Origin of the sequence: Actinomadura sp. (genome assembly GCF_044508335.1) — a bacterium.
Lineage (GTDB): Bacteria > Actinomycetota > Actinomycetes > Streptosporangiales > Streptosporangiaceae > Spirillospora.
The window spans coordinates 1-16544 of sequence record NZ_JBIQHY010000147.1 but is presented as its reverse complement, the minus strand read 5'-3'; the positions used below and the strand labels follow the sequence as shown (position 1 = coordinate 16544).

17 protein-coding genes and 1 CRISPR repeat array are annotated in these 16544 nt (G+C 71.4%); of the genes, 6 read left to right on the top strand and 11 right to left on the bottom strand.

Annotated elements, in window-relative coordinates:
• From glgX to ACIWVC_RS31140, 4 genes are all read right to left on the bottom strand, one after another.
• A partial coding sequence (gene glgX, locus ACIWVC_RS31155; RefSeq protein WP_396454927.1) for a glycogen debranching protein GlgX occupies window positions 1–1405 on the bottom strand: 1405 nt, incomplete at its 3' end.
• Window positions 1406–1491: 86 nt separating this feature from the next.
• Complete coding sequence (locus tag ACIWVC_RS31150) at window positions 1492–2076, bottom strand: GNAT family N-acetyltransferase (RefSeq protein ID WP_396445436.1); 585 nt, start codon at window positions 2074–2076, stop codon at window positions 1492–1494.
• 39 nt (window positions 2077–2115) lie between these two features.
• A complete protein-coding gene (locus ACIWVC_RS31145) occupies window positions 2116–2664 on the bottom strand; it encodes a DUF4262 domain-containing protein (RefSeq protein ID WP_396445437.1) in 549 nt (182 codons plus the stop codon).
• Window positions 2665–2724: 60 nt separating this feature from the next.
• Window positions 2725–3588 carry a hypothetical protein gene (locus tag ACIWVC_RS31140; protein ID WP_396445438.1) on the bottom strand — a complete coding sequence of 288 codons (864 nt, stop codon included), beginning with the start codon at window positions 3586–3588 and terminating at the stop codon, window positions 2725–2727.
• Window positions 3589–3771: 183 nt separating this feature from the next.
• Here ACIWVC_RS31140 and ACIWVC_RS31135 point away from each other — a divergent pair, with 183 nt between their 5' ends.
• Both ACIWVC_RS31135 and galT read left to right on the top strand, forming a co-directional pair.
• The gene (locus tag ACIWVC_RS31135) at window positions 3772–4566 is read left to right on the top strand and encodes a DeoR/GlpR family DNA-binding transcription regulator (protein WP_396445439.1); all 795 of its coding nucleotides are present in this window, start codon (window positions 3772–3774) and stop codon (window positions 4564–4566) included.
• Window positions 4567–5160: 594 nt separating this feature from the next.
• Window positions 5161–6228, top strand: coding sequence for a galactose-1-phosphate uridylyltransferase (galT, locus tag ACIWVC_RS31130; protein WP_396445440.1), 1068 nt, complete (start codon window positions 5161–5163; stop codon window positions 6226–6228).
• Between the two features lie 76 nt (window positions 6229–6304).
• On the opposite strand, the gene ACIWVC_RS31125 is transcribed toward galT, so the two are convergent.
• Entirely contained in the window at window positions 6305–6823 is a 519-nt protein-coding gene (locus ACIWVC_RS31125; RefSeq protein WP_396445441.1) for a hypothetical protein, read from the bottom strand.
• 160 nt (window positions 6824–6983) lie between these two features.
• Window positions 6984–7796, bottom strand: a complete 813-nt coding sequence (locus ACIWVC_RS31120) for an SAM-dependent methyltransferase (RefSeq protein ID WP_396445442.1) — start codon at window positions 7794–7796, stop codon at window positions 6984–6986.
• Window positions 7797–8172: 376 nt separating this feature from the next.
• Between ACIWVC_RS31120 and ACIWVC_RS31115 the strand changes: the two genes are divergently transcribed.
• Window positions 8173–8766, top strand: coding sequence for a TMEM165/GDT1 family protein (locus tag ACIWVC_RS31115; protein WP_396445443.1), 594 nt, complete (start codon window positions 8173–8175; stop codon window positions 8764–8766).
• A gap of 12 nt (window positions 8767–8778) precedes the next feature.
• Here ACIWVC_RS31115 and ACIWVC_RS31110 read toward each other — a convergent pair whose 3' ends face one another.
• Window positions 8779–9369 carry a TetR family transcriptional regulator gene (locus tag ACIWVC_RS31110; protein WP_396445444.1) on the bottom strand — a complete coding sequence of 197 codons (591 nt, stop codon included), beginning with the start codon at window positions 9367–9369 and terminating at the stop codon, window positions 8779–8781.
• A 154-nt stretch (window positions 9370–9523) separates the two neighbouring features.
• Between ACIWVC_RS31110 and ACIWVC_RS31105 the strand changes: the two genes are divergently transcribed.
• Window positions 9524–10708: an alkane 1-monooxygenase gene (locus tag ACIWVC_RS31105; protein WP_396445445.1), complete on the top strand. Its 1185-nt coding sequence runs from the start codon at window positions 9524–9526 to the stop codon at window positions 10706–10708.
• Between the two features lie 21 nt (window positions 10709–10729).
• Window positions 10730–10918 carry a rubredoxin gene (locus tag ACIWVC_RS31100; RefSeq protein WP_396445446.1) on the top strand — a complete coding sequence of 63 codons (189 nt, stop codon included), beginning with the start codon at window positions 10730–10732 and terminating at the stop codon, window positions 10916–10918.
• 675 nt (window positions 10919–11593) lie between these two features.
• On the opposite strand, the gene ACIWVC_RS31095 is transcribed toward ACIWVC_RS31100, so the two are convergent.
• From ACIWVC_RS31095 to ACIWVC_RS31080, 4 genes are all read right to left on the bottom strand, one after another.
• Entirely contained in the window at window positions 11594–12451 is an 858-nt protein-coding gene (locus tag ACIWVC_RS31095) for an SAM-dependent methyltransferase (RefSeq protein WP_396454926.1), read from the bottom strand.
• A gap of 106 nt (window positions 12452–12557) precedes the next feature.
• Window positions 12558–12770 carry a DUF397 domain-containing protein gene (locus ACIWVC_RS31090; RefSeq protein WP_396445448.1) on the bottom strand — a complete coding sequence of 71 codons (213 nt, stop codon included), beginning with the start codon at window positions 12768–12770 and terminating at the stop codon, window positions 12558–12560.
• Window positions 12763–12972 (bottom strand): DUF397 domain-containing protein, encoded by a 210-nt coding sequence (locus ACIWVC_RS31085; protein ID WP_396445449.1) that lies wholly within the window; start codon window positions 12970–12972, stop codon window positions 12763–12765. Before ACIWVC_RS31085 ends, ACIWVC_RS31090 begins: the two co-directional genes overlap by 8 nt.
• Window positions 12956–13825: a helix-turn-helix domain-containing protein gene (locus tag ACIWVC_RS31080; protein ID WP_396445450.1), complete on the bottom strand. Its 870-nt coding sequence runs from the start codon at window positions 13823–13825 to the stop codon at window positions 12956–12958. The genes ACIWVC_RS31085 and ACIWVC_RS31080 overlap by 17 nt, the downstream gene beginning before the upstream one ends.
• A 785-nt stretch (window positions 13826–14610) precedes the next feature.
• On the opposite strand from ACIWVC_RS31080, the gene ACIWVC_RS31075 reads away from it, so the two are divergent.
• Window positions 14611–15339, top strand: a complete 729-nt coding sequence (locus ACIWVC_RS31075; protein ID WP_396454925.1) for an ATP-binding protein — start codon at window positions 14611–14613, stop codon at window positions 15337–15339.
• A gap of 260 nt (window positions 15340–15599) precedes the next feature.
• Window positions 15600–16543: direct repeats of the CRISPR family, unit length 29 nt; unit sequence GGGACCATCCCCGCGTGCGCGGGGAGCAC.
• Window position 16544: the final 1 nt, after the last annotated feature.

Here is a 16544-nt window from a genome sequence, read left to right as displayed (position 1 = left end):
CCTCGTTGTGCTTGTGGTCGTAGGAGACGAGGTCGGTGAGGGTGAACCCGTCGTGGCACGTGACGAAGTTGATGGACGCGAACGGCCGCCGCGCGCTGTGCTCGTATAGGTCGGACGACCCGGTGAGGCGGGACGCGAACTCCGGCATGGTCGCGTAGGAGCCGCGCCAGAAGTCGCGGACGGTGTCGCGGTACTTGCCGTTCCACTCGGTCCACAGCGGCGGGAAGTTGCCGACCTGGTAGCCGCCCTCCCCGACGTCCCACGGCTCGGCGATCAGCTTCACCTGGGAGACCACCGGGTCCTGCTGGACGAGGTCGAAGAACGCGGCGAGCCGGTCGACGTCGTGCAGCTCGCGGGCGAGCGCGGAGGCGAGGTCGAACCGGAACCCGTCGACGTGCATCTCCAGGATCCAGTAGCGCAGCGAGTCCATGATGAGCTGCAGCGCGTGCGGGTTGCGGACGTTCAGCGAGTTGCCGCAGCCGGTGTAGTCGAGGTGGTAGCGCTTGTCGTCGTCCCGCAGCCGGTAGTACGAGCAGTTGTCGATGCCCCGGAACGACAGGGTCGGCCCCAGGTGGTCGCCCTCGGCGGTGTGGTTGTAGACGACGTCCAGGATGACCTCGATGCCCGCCTCGTGCAGCGCGCGGACCATCGCCTTGAACTCCAGCACCTGCTCCCCGTACTGCCCGGACGAGCTGTAGGAGTTGTGCGGCGCGAAGAACCCGATGGTGTTGTAGCCCCAGTAGTTGTCCAGGCCCCGCGCCACCAGCGCGTGCTCGGGGACCGACTGGTGCACCGGCATCAGCTCCACGGCGGTCACGCCGAGGTCGAGCAGGTGGTCGATCATCACGGGGTGCGCGAGGCCCGCGTAGGTGCCGCGCTGCTCCTCCGGGATGCCCGGGTGCAGCTTCGTCAGCCCCTTCACGTGCGCCTCGTAGATGACGCTCTCGTGGTAGGGGACGCGGGGCGGCCGGTCGTCCGCCCAGTCGAAGAACGGGTTGATGACGACGTTCTTCGGCATGTAGGGGGCGCTGTCGTCCTCGTTCAGCGCGTCGGGGTCGTCGAACCGGTAGGAGAACAGCGACTCGTGCCAGCGGACGTCGCCCTCCACGGCCTTCCCGTACGGGTCGAGGAGCAGCTTGGACGGGTTGCAGCGGTGCCCGTCGCGCGGGCTGAACGGCCCGTGCACCCGGTAGCCGTAGCGCTGGCCGGGGCCGACGCCGGGCAGGTAGCCGTGCCAGACGAACCCGTCGACCTCCGGCAGGTCCCGCCGGGTCTCGTTCCCGGCGGCGTCGAACAGGCACAGCTCGACCCGCCGCGCCACCTCCGAGAACAGCGCGAAGTTCGTGCCGGTGCCGTCCCACGTGGCGCCCAGCGGATAGGGGTCCCCGGGCCACACCTCCCGCATGCTCTCCCCTCCCGGCCGAATTCACCCTGGCTCGTCGATTGTCGCCTACCTGCGGGGCCTCCGCGCGGCGGCCCGCCACCAGAGTGTCACGGAGGCGCTACAGCCGGCGGCAGCCGCCAGACGATCTCGTCGTCGCTGGTCTCGCCGGTGGCGCGCAGGCCGATCTTGGACGCGACGGCGGCGGACGCGCGGTTGTCCGGGTGGATCGTCGCGACGACCGCGCCGACGCCGTGCGCGCGGAGCCAGCCCAGCAGGGCGCCGGCGGCCTCGGTGGCGAAGCCGAACCCCTGGTAGGGCATGCCGATGACCCACGCGACGGACGCGATGAGCCGCGGCCGCCCCGCAGTGACCGTCGACCCGGCGGACGGGGGAGCCACGGTGAAGCCGGGCGCCGCGGGCGCCACCGTCGCCTGGACGTAGCCGACGGCCTGCCCGTCGCGGGCGCGGCGGACGATCCAGTTCAGCCACCATTCCTGGTGGAACGGCGCGGCACCCGCGACCAGGTGCGCGTAGCGGGCGCGCAGCTCGTCGCGGGTGAGGGGCTCGCCGCCGATGTAGCGGTGCAGCCGCGGGTCGTCCAGGACGGGCGCCATCTCGTCCGCGTGGTGGACGGCCAGCGGCTCCAGGACGAGGCGCTGGGTGCGGATGGTGTCCGCGATGGGCCCGTACACCGTCCGATCGTATGCCCCGCAGCCCGGGCGGGGCTGTTCTCAGAGCCGCCGGGTCCAGACGCCGATCGGGTGCTGCTTCGGGTCGAGCCACAGCCACGGCTGGGTGTGCCGGAACGGCAGGTCGGTGCCCGGCTGCCACGGGAACAGGCCGTGCCGGTTGGGCCAGACGACCTGGAGGATCGGCAGCGGGGGACGCCGGTAGAAGGCGACGGCGCCCGGGAAGAGGCCGTCGTACCAGTGCGGGTCGACGTCGCGGAACGCGGCCTGCTGCCCCCGCACCACGCCGTCGCGGCGCTCGCCGCCCGCCGGGGCGTTGCCCTCGGCGGCCTGCCGGCCGAGCGCGTTGAGGACCTCCTCGGTCTCGTACACGTCGCCGCCGAACATCGCCAGCTCGGGCGCCCGGTGGCTGTGCCACAGGCCGATCGTGTACGCCCAGCCCGGCCCGTCGGCGTCCGGCTGCACGAGGACGACGCTCCACCCGTACTGGGTGACGTGCACGATGGTGCGGAGCTGGAAGTTGTCCAGGCGGTCGCGATCACCGTAGTCACGGCAGATCACGCAGGTGCATGAGGGGCGGTCGCCGGACATGACCCTCAGTTTACGATCTATCGACCCTCGGTTCGCGCGGGCGTCCCCCCGACAACGCCCTCACCAGAACACGCCGGTGTCCCGGGGCCGCGCCTCGGGCGTGCCGCCGGTCCGCGGCCCGGCCGCCCGCCGGACGAGCACGGCCGCGAGCAGCATCGCGGCGGGCAGGCCGAGCGGGACGGCGGTCAGCGGCGCGACCGACGCCACCTCCAGCGGCGTCCCGCGGAGCAGGCCCGCGACGCCGAGGTTGGCGCCCTGCCGCCCCGCCGCGAGGGCGACCGCGAGGACGGCGGTGACGACGGCGAGCCCGGCCGCCGGCAGTGCGAGGGCGCGGCGCCGCACGAAGAAGCCGAGCGCGACGCCGAGCGCGCCGAGCGCGGGCAGCGCCATCGCCGCGCACCACCGGGCGGGCCGCGGCCTCATCTCGATCGCCAGGACGGGCGCCGTGGAGCCCTCGCGCAGCCGCCAGGAGCGCCGCTCCGCGGGCTCCCCGCCCGCCGTCCGCACCGTGGCCGGCACCGGCGGGAGGCGCAGCCTCAGCGCGGTGTCCTCGAAGCCCTCCGCGGTGAGCCGCCGCAGCGCGCCGGACGCGTCGATCCGCGCCACCGGCCGCCGGCCCGTCCGGTAGGCGGGACGGATTTCCGCACGGGCAAAGGGAATGCCGCGCGCTTTTCTGGTGCTAACACGGACCTTTTTGGCAGAGGGGAACAATTCCCGGGCGATGCGCCCGGCCAGGGCCTCGGCCTCGGCGTCCGACGAGAGCCGTCCCGCCGCGTACAGGTCGATCTCGGCGCCGCCGTCGTCGCGCACGGTGAGCTCCATGCGGGCCCGCTGCGGGGGAGGCGCGCCGCCGCCCCCGCAGCCCGCGAGGACGGCGAGCGCGAGCAGCGCCGCGGCGATCGCGGCGAGCCGTCGGAAGGGCACCACGTCTCCGCTCGTCGGTCATCACCAGAACGGCATGGAAGCGGCCCATTTTACGCAGCATGCATCGCGGTGGTGGTCGCGTTCACCCCGGTCGGGACCGGCGCGCGGCGGGTGACCGGCGGGCGGATCTGGCATCATCGACCGTGCCTGCCGTCATCGTCGGATCGTTCCGGAGGGAGCCCCATGGCACGTCGTCCGGGGTTCGCGGCCGAGCGGCGGCAGCGGCTGCTGGAGATGGTCCGCGCGAACGGCGCGGTCTCCATGCGGGAGCTCGCGGCCACGCTGGAGGCGTCCGAGGCGACCGTGCGCCGCGACATCCGGGCGCTGGAGGCCGAGGGGCTGCTCGACCGGCGGCACGGCGGCGCGGTGGCGCCCGGCGGGCTGTCCCGCGAGCCCACCTACCAGCAGAAGGCCAAGGTCGCCGCGGCGGAGAAGGCGGCGATCGCGCGGCTCGCCGCCGAGCTCGTCGAGGAGGGCGACGCGATCGTGGTCGGCGCGGGCACGACCACCCGGGAGTTCGCCCGCGAGCTGCTCGGCTTCGACTCGCTCACCGTGGTCACCAACTCGCTGCTCGTCGCGCAGGTGCTCGGCGAGTCGCGCGGCGTCGAGGTCGTGATGACGGGCGGCTCGCTGCGGGGCGCCATCCACGCCCTGGTCGGCGGCGCCGCCGAGCAGACGCTCGCCAGCCTGCGGGTCCGCCGGGCGTTCATCTCGGGCAACGGGCTCACCGCCGAACGCGGCCTGTCCACGCCGAACATGCTGGTCGCGGGCGTCGACCGCGCCCTCGCGCACGCCGCCCAGGAGGTGGTCGCGCTGGTCGACCACACGAAGGTGGGCGTGGACACCATGTTCCAGACCGTCCCCGCCGACGAGATCGCCTTCCTGGTGACCGACCACCAGGCGCCCAAGGCGGAGCTCGAGGAGATCGAGAACGCGGGGGTCGACGTCTGGGTCGCCTCCGTCCCCGCGGAGGGCTAGGCCGCATCCCGCGCCGCGTGTCCTTGAGACGTGCGCGCACCCGTCACGATCGGCGCAAGATCGATCAAATCCGTCCGGCGGACGCCTGCCCTGGTCAGCGCGGCTCCGGTGAACGGACCTCGCGAGAACGGGTTCTGGCGTTACCTGAGTGATATTGACAGATTCTGAGCGAAAGTGGCTCAATGGCGGTACCGGCCTGGTTCGCGAAAGGGCCTCGATCATGGTCGAGCCGCCCGGACCCGTACTGGCCGTACGCCCACCGACCGCCGACTGACCGCCTCCCTCCGGACCGGGCGGCGGGCGCGCAGACCCAATACCCCGGGGCCGCCCGCCGCCCATCGGAGATCCCGCCCGGAGCAGCCCGTGCCACCGCCCGAGACCGTGTCACCGTCCGAGACCGTGTCACCGTCCGTGACCGCCTCGCCGGAGCCTTCGCTCACCGAGGACGCCGGCGTCGTGAAGCGGTTCCCCGGAGCGGCGGCGCCCGACGGCGTCTCGTTCGGCCTGCGCGCCGGGGAGGCGCACGCGCCGGGCCGCGATCCCGGCCGTGGCGGTCGTCGTGCGGCGCTGCCTGAGCCGGGTGCAGCGGCTCACATGACCGAATCCCAGACCGGAGACGACGTCCTGGACACCGATCTCCGCACGTCGGTCCGGCTGGCCGACGCGCGCGAACTCATCTACTTCGACGACGGGCCCGGCCACGACCGGTCCGCGCCCGACCTGCGCGTCCTGCCCGCGCACAAGCCCCGGTCGGAGCTGCGGCTCGACCCGCTGACGGGGGAGTGGGTCGTCCTGGCGGCGCACCGCCAGGACCGCACGCACCTGCCGGCGCAGAGCGACTGCCCGCTCTGCCCGTCGGCGGGCGGGCGGCGCAGCGAGATCCCGGCCGCCGACTACCACGTCGTCACGTTCGAGAACCGGTTCCCGTCCCTCGGCGGCCCGCCCGCCGGCGGCAGGTGCGAGGTGGTCTGCTTCACCAGCGACCACGACTCGTCGTTCGCCGAGCTGCCCGACCGGCGGCTGGAGACGGTCGCCCGCGCCTGGACGGACCGGACCGCCGAGCTGGGCCGCCTCCCCGGCACCGAGTACGTGTTCGTCTTCGAGAACCGCGGCGTGGAGATCGGGACGACGCTGCACCACCCGCACGGCCAGATCTACGCCTACCCGTTCGTCCCGGCGAGCGCGGCGCGGGCGCTGGACATGGCGCGCCTGCACCGCGCGGAGCGGGGCTCCTGCCTCTTCTGCGCCATCGTGGCCGCCGAGCGGGCCGCCGAACGGGTCGTCGCCCGCTCGGACCGCTTCGTCGCGTTCGTCCCGGAGGCGGCGCGCTGGCCGTACGAGGTGCACGTCTACCCGTACCGGCATGTCACCGGGCTGCCCGAGCTGGACGCCGGCGAGCGGTTCGAGCTGATGGTGCTCTACCGGGACGTCCTGCGCCGCTTCGACCGGCTCTTCGACGCGCCCGCCCCCTACATCGCCCACCTTCAGCAGGCCCCGGCCGGCGGGGACGCCGACCTGGCGCACCTGTCCATCCGGGTCTTCACGCCGCGCCGCGCGGAGGGGAAGCTCAAGTACCTCGCGGCGAGCGAGACGGGCGCGGGCGCGTTCATCAACGACGTCCTGCCGGAGGAGGCCGCCCGCCGCCTGCGCGCCGCCGGCTGAGCCCCCTGGGGACGAGAAGGGGAGGCGAGGCCCCGAGCCCTCGCCTCCCCTGCTCGTGTGTGTTCCTCGTGTGCGGCTACTCGCCGGACTCGGCGAGCTTCGCCGCCTCGGCCGCCGACAGGGCGCGGTCGAACACGCGCACGCCCACCGCGTCGGCGGTCGTGGTCCCGGAGCCCTCGTCGAACGGGTAGAAGCTCACCCCGTCCAGCCCCGGCGTGCCCGGCGGCTGCTCGCCGCCGCCGGAGAGCGCGGACTCCACCGGGTAGGGGACGAGGATCCGCTCGTCCAGGTCCCTGCCCACGGGCGGCTGCTCGCCCGGGGCGGCGTCCGCGAACTGCCACAGGCCGTTGAGGTTCCGCCATCTGCTCCGGGTGAGCTGGGGGCGCGGATAGTCGGGAAGGGCGTTGCCGGGACCCACCTCGTGGGTCCAGGGGGTGGTGAGCGGGGGCGTCTTGGGCTGCCACGCGTCCGCCGCGGCGGGCGGCGGCGCGACCGCGCCCGCGGCGACGGTGGCGAGCGCGGCCAGCAGGGCGGTGCCGAGCGAGGCTCGTCCTCTGGGTGGGGGGTTGGAGGGTGGGTGGCGACGCACACGCAACGGACAACTCCAATCCGTTCGAAGCCGTCGATGGCCTTCGCCGCCCCAGCATGAGCATTTCAGATTGAAGTTGCAATATTATGAGCGAACCTTCTCGAATCTGCCCCCTATGGCATGGCAAAAAGCGCCATCAGGCGGTGCGCGGCGGTGCGGTGGACCGTCAGGCGGCGGGCAGGCGGCCCAGCCCGGCGTACAGGGAGTCGGTCTGCGGCCCGGCCGGGCCGTACCCGGGGCGCCACTTCCAGGGGCGGGTGAGCCCCGGCTCGACCAGGTCGAAGCCCGCGAAGTACTCCGCGATCCGCTCCGGCGGGCGGAACACGATGGGGCTGGTCGCCCTCCGGTACACCTCTTCCACCCGGGCCAGCTCCTCCGCGGGCGTGCCGTCCGTCGTCAGGTGCGACAGGGCGAGGTAGGAGCCGGGGGCCATCCGCTTCCGGAAGGCCGCCACGATGCCGGCCGGATCGTGCTCGTCGGTGATGAAGTGGAACAGCGCGATCGACAGGACGGCCACGGGGCGGGAGAAGTCGATGAGGGCCTTCAGGTCCGGGTGGTCCAGGATCGTGTCGGGCTCCCGGGCGTCGGCGGTGATGACGGTCGTGGTGGCGTTCGTGGCCAGCAGCGCCCGCCCGTGCGCGAGCACGATGGGATCGTTGTCGACGTAGACGACGTGCGCCTCGGGGATGACCTCCTGGGCGACCTCGTGCACGTTGCCCTGGGTGGGCAGCCCCGTGCCGAGGTCGATGAACTGGTCGATCCCCGCCTCGGCCAGGTAGTGGACGACGCGCTGCAGGAAGCGGCGGTTCTCCCAGACGGTGGCGTGGCACAGCATCTCGCCGACGGCGGCCTTGACCTGCTCGGCGGCCTCCCGGTCCACGGCGTAGTTGTCCTTGCCGCCGAGGAAGTAGTCGTACATCCGCGCGGGCGAAGGCGTGCTCGTGTCGTAGGGCGGGGGAGAAGCGCCGTCGGTGCTCATTACGCCACCTTTGCGGGGGGAGGCCCGGGACGCCCTTCATGATCGCACGCGCGGCACGGCTTGTCAGCGGGCTGACGCTGCCCGCCGCGGCGCAGGAGGACGATCGGGACCGGCCGCCCTGCCGGGCGTCGGCTACACTCGGTGGCCGGCGAAGGGGAGTAGTCCTGTAACACCGCTGGTCGACACGCTGGACGTCCCATGGCGTCCCGGCCATCGGGCCCGCCGGTCCGGTGGGCGGACGAGACCTTCGGCCGGCATGACCCGGCCTGCACAACCGTGCGGGCTTCCCGTCGTGCCGGGCCGAGTGGTCCTCCCGTCGCCCGCCGAGGGCGCCGAGCGAAGCACGCGGCCCGGCCCCAGCAGAAGGCTCCGCCCTATGACTCTGGATCCCCTGGCGATCCTCACCGCCTTCGGGTTGATCTTCCTCGCCGAACTGCCCGACAAGACGATGTTCGCCTCGCTGGCGATGGGCACGCGGATGCGCCCGCTGTACGTGTGGTTCGGGACGTCCACGGCGTTCATCGTGCACGTCGCGATCGCGGTCGGCGCGGGCAGCCTGCTCAGCCTCCTGCCGGGCACGGCCGTCAAGCTGGTGTCGGCGGCGCTGTTCGCCTTCGGCGCCGTCATGCTGATGCGCGGCGGCGGGGACGACGACGAAGAGGACCTGGCGGGACGGGCGATCACCCGCTTCTGGCCGTCCTACACGACCGCTTTCACGGCCGTCTTCATCAGCGAGTGGGGCGACCTGACCCAGATCACCACCGCCAACCTGGCCGCCACCGGCGGATGGCTGCCCACGGCGATCGGCTCGGCCGCCGCCCTGATGTCGGTGTCGGCCCTGGCGCTGCTGGCGGGCCGCTTCATCGCCAAGCGGGTCCCGCTGAAGATCGTGCAGCGCATCGGCGGCCTCTGCATGGCGGGCTTGGCCGTCTGGACGCTCATCGAAGCCTTCACCGGCGCGTCCACGTAGGGGGACGCCGAGTCAGCGCGAGGGGAACGCCACGCGCACGACGATCTCGCCCACCCGCTCGGCTGTCTCCTCGGCGGAGGCCACGGGCTGGACGATGTGGCTGATGGTGAGCCTGACGGCGGTCTCGATGGCGAGGCTCCTGGACGCGGGGTCGATCATCGGCCAGGTCTCGGCCACGTAGGCGTCGAGCCACATCTCGGCGGTGCGCACCAGGCGGTCGGAGCGGGTCGTGAGGAGTGCCAGCAGTTCCTCGTTGCCGTTGTGGGTGCTGGTCAGGATGGTCTTGATCAGGTGGTTCTCGGCCGCCTGGCGGAGCATGAAGCGGGCTCCGGCGGCGACGGCCGCGCGCAGGTCGCCGATGTCGGCGTCCAGCTCCTCTCTGAGGCCGTTGAGGAAGCGCTCCTCCTCGCGCAGCACCAGCGCCTCGCCGATCGCGTCCCGGGAGCCGAACTCGGTGTAGACCGTCTGCCTGCTCACCCCCGCGGCGTTGGCCAGGCGGGTCATCCGCATCTTCGCCCATCCGTCCGCGGCGACCAGGTCGTAGGCGGCGTCGAGCAGGCGCTCGCGGAGCAGTGAGCGGACGGACTGTCTGTAAGGCGTCATCTCACCGTCATCCTAGACGGCCGGCGGGGAACGGCCTGCGGAGCGGATCGGCCCCCGGGCCCGCCATGTGAGGTACATCATCATTGACAGTTATTGGGCTACCTGTCTAACTTCTGGACAACTTTCCAAAATATGTAAGGCGGGTGATGGCCTGATGGCTACCGTCGGCGTCGATGCGAGCGGCTCGGTGAGCGCCGCGGACACCTGGAGAGATCCCAAACGCTTCCTGTGGCTGCTCGGGCTGCTGGTCCCGGCGCTGCCGCTCGCGGCCTGGGGGCTGGTCGGCCTGACGGGGCTGCGGCTGTTCTGGTGGTTCGGGCTGATGGCGATCTTCGTCGTCTTCCCGTTCTTCGACCGGCTCTTCGGCGAGGACCCCACCAACCCGCCCGAGAGCGCGATGGAGCGGCTGGAGAAGGACCGGTTCTACATGTGGGCCAACGTCCTCTACATCCCGGTCCAGTACGCGTCCCTGATCGTGGGCTGCGCGGTCCTGATGCGCGAATCGATGTCCGTGGTGGACCGGATCGGGTTCGCCACCACCATCGGGACGATCGGCGGCATCGCCATCGCCGCCGCGCACGAGATGGGGCACCGCCTGGAGAAGGTGGAGGTCTTCCTCGCCAAGGTCGCCCTCGCCCAGACCGGCTACGGCCACTTCGTCGCCGAGCACAACCGGGGCCACCACGTGCGGGTGGCCACTCCCGAGGACCCGGCCAGCGCCCGCATGGGCGAGTCGTTCTACCGGTTCCTGCCCCGGACGGTCTTCGGCGGCCTCCGGTCCTGCTGGCGGCTGGAGCGGACGCGGCTGGCCCGGCAGGGCAGGAGCGCCCTGAGCCCGCGCAACGCGATGATCCAGGGCTGGCTGGCGACCGCCGCCCTGTTCGGCGCCCTGGCGTTCGCCTTCGGCCCCGGACTGCTGCCCTACCTGCTCCTGCAGGCCGTCCTCGGCTTCATGATGCTGGAGGTCGTCAACTACCTGGAGCACTACGGGCTGCTGCGGCAGCGGACGGCCGCCGGGCGCTACGAGCGCACCACCCCCGAGCACAGCTGGAACAGCAACCGCGTCGCCTCCAACGTCCTGCTCTACAACCTGCAGCGGCACTCCGACCACCACGCCTACCCCGGCCGCCGCTACCAGATGCTGCGGCACTTCCCGGAGGCCCCGCAGCTGCCGGCGGGCTACGCCTCCATGATCGTGCGGGCGCTAGTGCCGGCGTGGTGGTTCCGCACCATGGACCGGAGGCTCCTGGAGCACTACGACGGTGACATCACGCGCTGCAACATCCACCCAGCCAAGCGCAGCAAGCTGCTGGCCCGGTACGGCGCCGCCGCCGGCTGAGACGGACGAAGGGGCTCCGACATGGACGAGCGGGAATTCAAGATCTGGGAGTGCCAGGGGTGCGGCTGGATCTACGACGAGGCGAAGGGATGGCCGGAGGAGGGCTTCCCGCCCGGGACGCGCTGGGAGGACATCCCCGATGACTGGTGCTGCCCGGACTGCCAGATGAGCAAGTCGGGATTCGAGATGGTCGAGCGGACCCGCGCCTGACCCCGGTCCGCGCCCGCCCTCCGCTCCCGCGCCGCCGGGCGGCGCGGGAGCGCAGGGGCCTCCAGGCGGCCGCCGCCGACCGGGCGGCCGCGCATCTCCTCGGCCCTGTTCTTGTGGAGCGCGAGCCGCTTGGCGGTCTCCAGGCAGCTGCCTCGGGAGGCGAGGAACTCGTGGGGCGTCTCCCGCAGGCAGGCGGTGTGGCCGTCGCCGGCGGCGAGCGCCCCAAGGGTGCGGGCGACCCCGCGTGCCGGGGAGGTCCGCCGCCATGAGGGCCACGGGCGCGATCCGGCCTGGTCACCGGACGCCCCGCGCATCCCGTGGCGACCGCGATCGTCCAGGCCCCTAGCGGGTCGTCCGCGGGAAACCCCTCGACGCCAGGGAGGGATCGCTGCCCTGCGTGCCGTCCGGCCACTTCACCGAGTCCCGCCGGTGGGACATGCCCCGCCGCCACGGATGCGCGACGTTCGCTCTGCTCGGCGGCATGACGAGCGCGCCCCGGCGACGTGGTGCGCGGCGTGCTTTCGTCCGGCATGCCCGCCGCCTTGAGGGACGGCTTGGAGAAGCGTTCCGGCGTGCGGCTGCCGGACCGAGGCCCTCCAGTGGCCGCACGCCGCCCGCGAGGAGGCTGAAGGACCCGCCTCACCGGTGCGTCACGTGGCGAGCCGGGGACGCTGATCAGGGCTTGCGCAGGATGCCGCCGTATTCGCAGACGTCCCGTCCCATCTTGGAGGCGCCGACGAACTGGGAGAGCTCCTCGGGGACGGGCGGCAGGGGCGGCTGGTCGGGGTCGGGGCGCCAGTGCAGCAGGTTGACGAGCCCCGGTTCGACCGGTTCCAGCCCGTCCAGCAGGAGCGCGCCGACCTCCTCGCGGGTGCGGTTCTGCCAGGGGATGCCGGCGCCGTTCATGCGCGCGTTCAGCTCGGCAGCGCGGTCGGGGTCGGAGCAGACGACCTGGGAGAAGGCCAGGTGACTGCCGGAGGCCACGCGATCCACGATGGTGTGCACGATGCCGCGCGGGTCGTCGGTGTCGGTCAGGTGGTGCCCGACCGACAGGAACAGCACCGCCAGCGGTTCGTCGAAGTCGATCAGCCGCTCGACTTCGGAGTGGTTCAGCACGGCGTCCAGGTCGCGGAAGTCGGCGTGGATGATGGCGGTGGAGCCGTCCCCGGCGAGCAGCGCGCGGCCGTAGGCCAGCACGATCGGGTCGATGTCGACGTAGACGACGCGGGCGTCGGGCGCGAACCGCTGGGCCACCTGGTGGACGTTGTTGTCGGTGGGCAGCCCGCACCCCATGTCGAGGAACTGGCGGATCCCGGCCTCGGTGGCCAGGTACCGCACCGCCCGGTACAGGAAGAGCCGGTTCTGCCGGCAGATGTCGATCGACTCGGGGAAGGCGGGCGCGGTCTTCAGCGCGAAGTCGCGATCGACCTGGTAGTTGTCCTTGCTGCCCAGCGCCCATCCGTACACCCGTGCCGAGGCCGGTATGTCGTGACGGATCTCGACCGGCGGTTCACGATCTTCGGCGGCCACCATGCGCTCCCGATCCCGTAGTGCAGTTGTCGGTCAGATAACCGTAGCCGCCCTCCGCGTCCCGCACCCGATCTTCGCCCCGTCCAGCCCCGGCCACGGACCCGGCACCTCAGAGATCGAGTTCGCCCCTGCCGACCCGCTCGGCCAGAAGACGCCACTGAGCACGCTCGAACACCAGCATCGGACCTTCGGGATCTTTGGAGTCGCGGACGGCGACCAGACCCGGGAGCGGGGCCAGCTCAACGCAACCCTGGCTGCCCTGGCTAGCTGTCGCCTTGCGCCAACGAGCCCGTGCGAGCTGAACCCTCACCGGCTCAGGCATCGAACTCACCACTAGCGGCTCGCTGCGTCAGCTCCCGCCACGTCCTGCGGTCGATGAAGACCGGTGTGCCCTCAGGAAGCTTGGAATCGCGGACGGCGATGACGTCTCCAACGGCTGCGACCTCGACGCAGTCGCTCCCTGTGCTGCTGCTCCGGCTGGCTTTGCGCCACTGCACTTGCGAGAGGTCAGTGAGGGGATTCATCGGACTGCTGATACTCCCTGGCGATCTCGGCGACCAGCGCCATCGAGTCCTCTTCAGAGAGCGCCTGATCGCAAAGGCGGTCGAACCTCACTTTACAGCGGCTCACCTGGCCGACATCCTCGACGTAAATCTCGCCGCCCATGCCCTCCAAATAGACGACATCGGGATCGAGGTCGGCGGCGAAACTGAGGATCACGAAGGCGCCGTCCATGCAAGCGTGCTCCCCGGCCGATGCCGGTACCACGCGGATGCTGACATGAGGCTTCTGCGCCGTGTTGATCAGAGCATCGAGCTGCCGGCCCATGACCCAGGGGCCGCCGACGGGACGCCTGAGCGCCGCTTCGTCGAGCACCACGGTGTAGGACGGTGCGTTCCGCCGCTCCAGAAGGGCGCGGCGGGCCATACGGGCTTGAAGGCGTCGGAGCAGGACGTCCTCTGGGTCGTCGGGGCTGCCGATCCGGATGAGGGCGAGCGCATAGTCGCTGGTCTGGAGCAGTCCCGGAATGCACTGGACCTGCCAGCTGCGGATGCTGGCGGCGTCGTCCTCCAATTCGGCGAAAGAGCCGGTCAGAACGTCGCCGAAAGCCGACCACCAGCCCCGCTTGCGGATGTCCCTCGCGAGCTGCATGAGCGCGAGCTTGACCGCCTCAGCTCCGCCGTACAGGTCGAGCATCGCCTCCACATCCGCCGGCTTCGGCCTCGTTCTGGCTGTCTCGAAGCGAACGAGTTTCGGGCGGCTCCAGCCCAGGGCGGCAGCGGCGCTCTCCATGGAGAGGCCGGAGTCCTCGCGGGCCGTGCGGAGCTGTCGAGCCAGGCGACGGTGTCTCACTGTGGGGCTCTGCGCGGACGTCATGGTCGCCAAGTCTGGCATGACATTCGAGATCCAGTGCAGACTTCAGCGATGTTGCTCACTAGAAAATGAACAAGTGCATAGACAGTCAACCGGATTCAGCGCATCATGGTGAGCGGCCAACTCCGGTCTGTAGTCGTGGACGCGTCTTAGGTGATCAGCCGGCAAGCGGCTCGCTCGAAGGCTGAGCAGCGAGGAGTTGGCCGGGTTCCAGGGCAGGGGCCACCTGCCCGGAAGGTCGGGCGGTCTCGGACCGGTGCTGCCACACCGGCCCGAGACCTTGATCGGACGCTGGAGGTCCAACCCATGCATGATCGTACGAATCCTTCGCCCGTACCGGCGATGCCACCTGCTAAGCAGCGCGGCCCCGTCCTCGCACAGGAGCAACAGCGAACCTCAGTGCCCCCTACCTCGGCGCCTGCACTGTGGACGACGTCCAGCCTCGACCCCGACGAGACCGTCGCCGAACTCGGTGGCCGGTACCCGCACTCGACGATTTGGTTCGGCGAGTTCACGGGAAGCTACTGGGCCCTGATCCGTACCAAGGACGGCACCGCCCGAATAGTCGAGGGCAACACGCCTGCCGACCTGGGCCGACAGCTCGACTCCCTGGACCTGCGCACACCGCGGGATGACCGGCCGCAGCACACCGCCGATGAAGACCGAGACTCCATCAGGCTTGCGTGGTGTACCGGTGGAAAGTACTCGTCCGCTCGCAGGCCCTCCCGAGGCCGCGGTAGGTGCCGCCGATGCCACATCATGCCGAAAGCGCTGAGCAGGAGCGGTCGATGCTGACCGGTGCTCCCGCCGACATCCCGGCCGGCGGCGCCTGCGCCTTCCAACTTCCGGGCGACCCGAGCGCCGCCTCCCACGCGCGCTCCCTCGTCGCGGTGACCATGTGCCAGTTGGGCTTCACCACCGACTCGATCGAAGACGCCAGACTCGCCGTCTCCGAACTGGCCACCAACGCACTCACCCACGCGGCCTCGACGGCACCGCCGGAGCTATGGCTCTGGGCACGCACGATCCCCACCCCGCAACTGGTCGTCTCAGTCTTCGACGCTCACCGCGACACCTGGCCGACCATCCGCAACGGCGACCTACTCGACGAGTACGGCAAGGGGCTGTCCATCGTCACGGCGGTCTCTACCGGTACCGGCACGCACCCCAGCCGCTCCCGCCTGACCGCCGCACCGGGCAAGTGCGTCTGGTTCACCCTCACGCTGCCAACCGCATGGCCGCAGGCAGCTCAAAGGAGCACCCCCATCACCCCCAGAACCGCAGCCAACCGGCTATCTGCTGCTCTCAAAGCCCGGGGCGTCCCCACAACCTGTCGCACCGACGACAGCGGCATCTCCATCCTTGCCACAAACACCCTGAACATATGGGTCGAGCCCAAGGCGTTCTCGTGGCGCGACGGCCGGGCCTACACCCGCCAGCCATTGCTTGACATCCAAGAGACCGCCGAACGCATCGTCGGCTACCACGAGGCCCACGCTCTGGCTTCACCCAGCTGAAGAAGACACGCGGCTGGAAACCAGCCTGCATTACCGGGGACGCGGTGTCTCCTCTCGTCCGCCGCGTCCCCGGCCCTCCGCCACGCTTCAAGAACGGGACTTCACACTCGCCAAACGAGGCAACGCCACGTCATCGACCGCCTTGGTCAACTAGCCACCCCTACGACCACGCGCCCCGCATGACCACTTGGCCGCCCCGCATGGACAGCAACCATCTGCGCGCGGAGACCACGCTGCGCGCGTAAGGCTGCTCCTCCCGCGAGCCCATCCCCGCGTGCGCGGGGAGCACGCAAGCACCAATCAGCGCGACGTGACGCCGAGGGACCATCCCCGCGTGCGCGGGGAGCACCGGACCGCGTAAAGGTCGGTGAGGCCCGTGACGGGACCATCCCCGCGTGCGCGGGGAGCACAGGACCAGCGTGCGCAACAGGACGACCCCGACGGGGACCATCCCCGCGTGCGCGGGGAGCACACCATGGAACGCGCGGAGCGGTGCCGTCGGCGGGGACCATCCCCGCGTGCGCGGGGAGCACGTCGACGGCCTTAATGGCGCCGGAAAAGATCTGGGACCATCCCCGCGTGCGCGGGGAGCACGTCCTGAACACGATCGCGGAGCGGTTCGCGGCGGGACCATCCCCGCGTGCGCGGGGAGCACCCAAGCCCCATCGGGCTTGGGGGGTGTTTCACGGGACCATCCCCGCGTGCGCGGGGAGCACCTCACCGACGACATGCACGTTCACCTCTGGGTGGGACCATCCCCGCGTGCGCGGGGAGCACGTCCAGTTGGAGGAGGTGCCGCCCTGCCGGGCGGGACCATCCCCGCGTGCGCGGGGAGCACCTGTGGGTGTTCACGCCCGGCGAGCGGGGCGGGGGACCATCCCCGCGTGCGCGGGGAGCACTGGGCGCCGAAGAGAGAGGACTCCCCCATGGAGGGACCATCCCCGCGTGCGCGGGGAGCACCACCCGGCCGGAACCGTCACATCCTGGGCCGTGGGACCATCCCCGCGTGCGCGGGGAGCACGACAGGCCCCGCACCTTGTTGTACGTGGACTTGGGACCATCCCCGCGTGCGCGGGGAGCACGCCAGGCCGACCTTCTCCATCTGCTCGTCGAATGGACCATCCCCGCGTGCGCGGGGAGCACGACCCCGCTCAGATCGAGGCGATCAAGGACGAGGGACCATCCCCGCGTGCGCGGGGAGCACA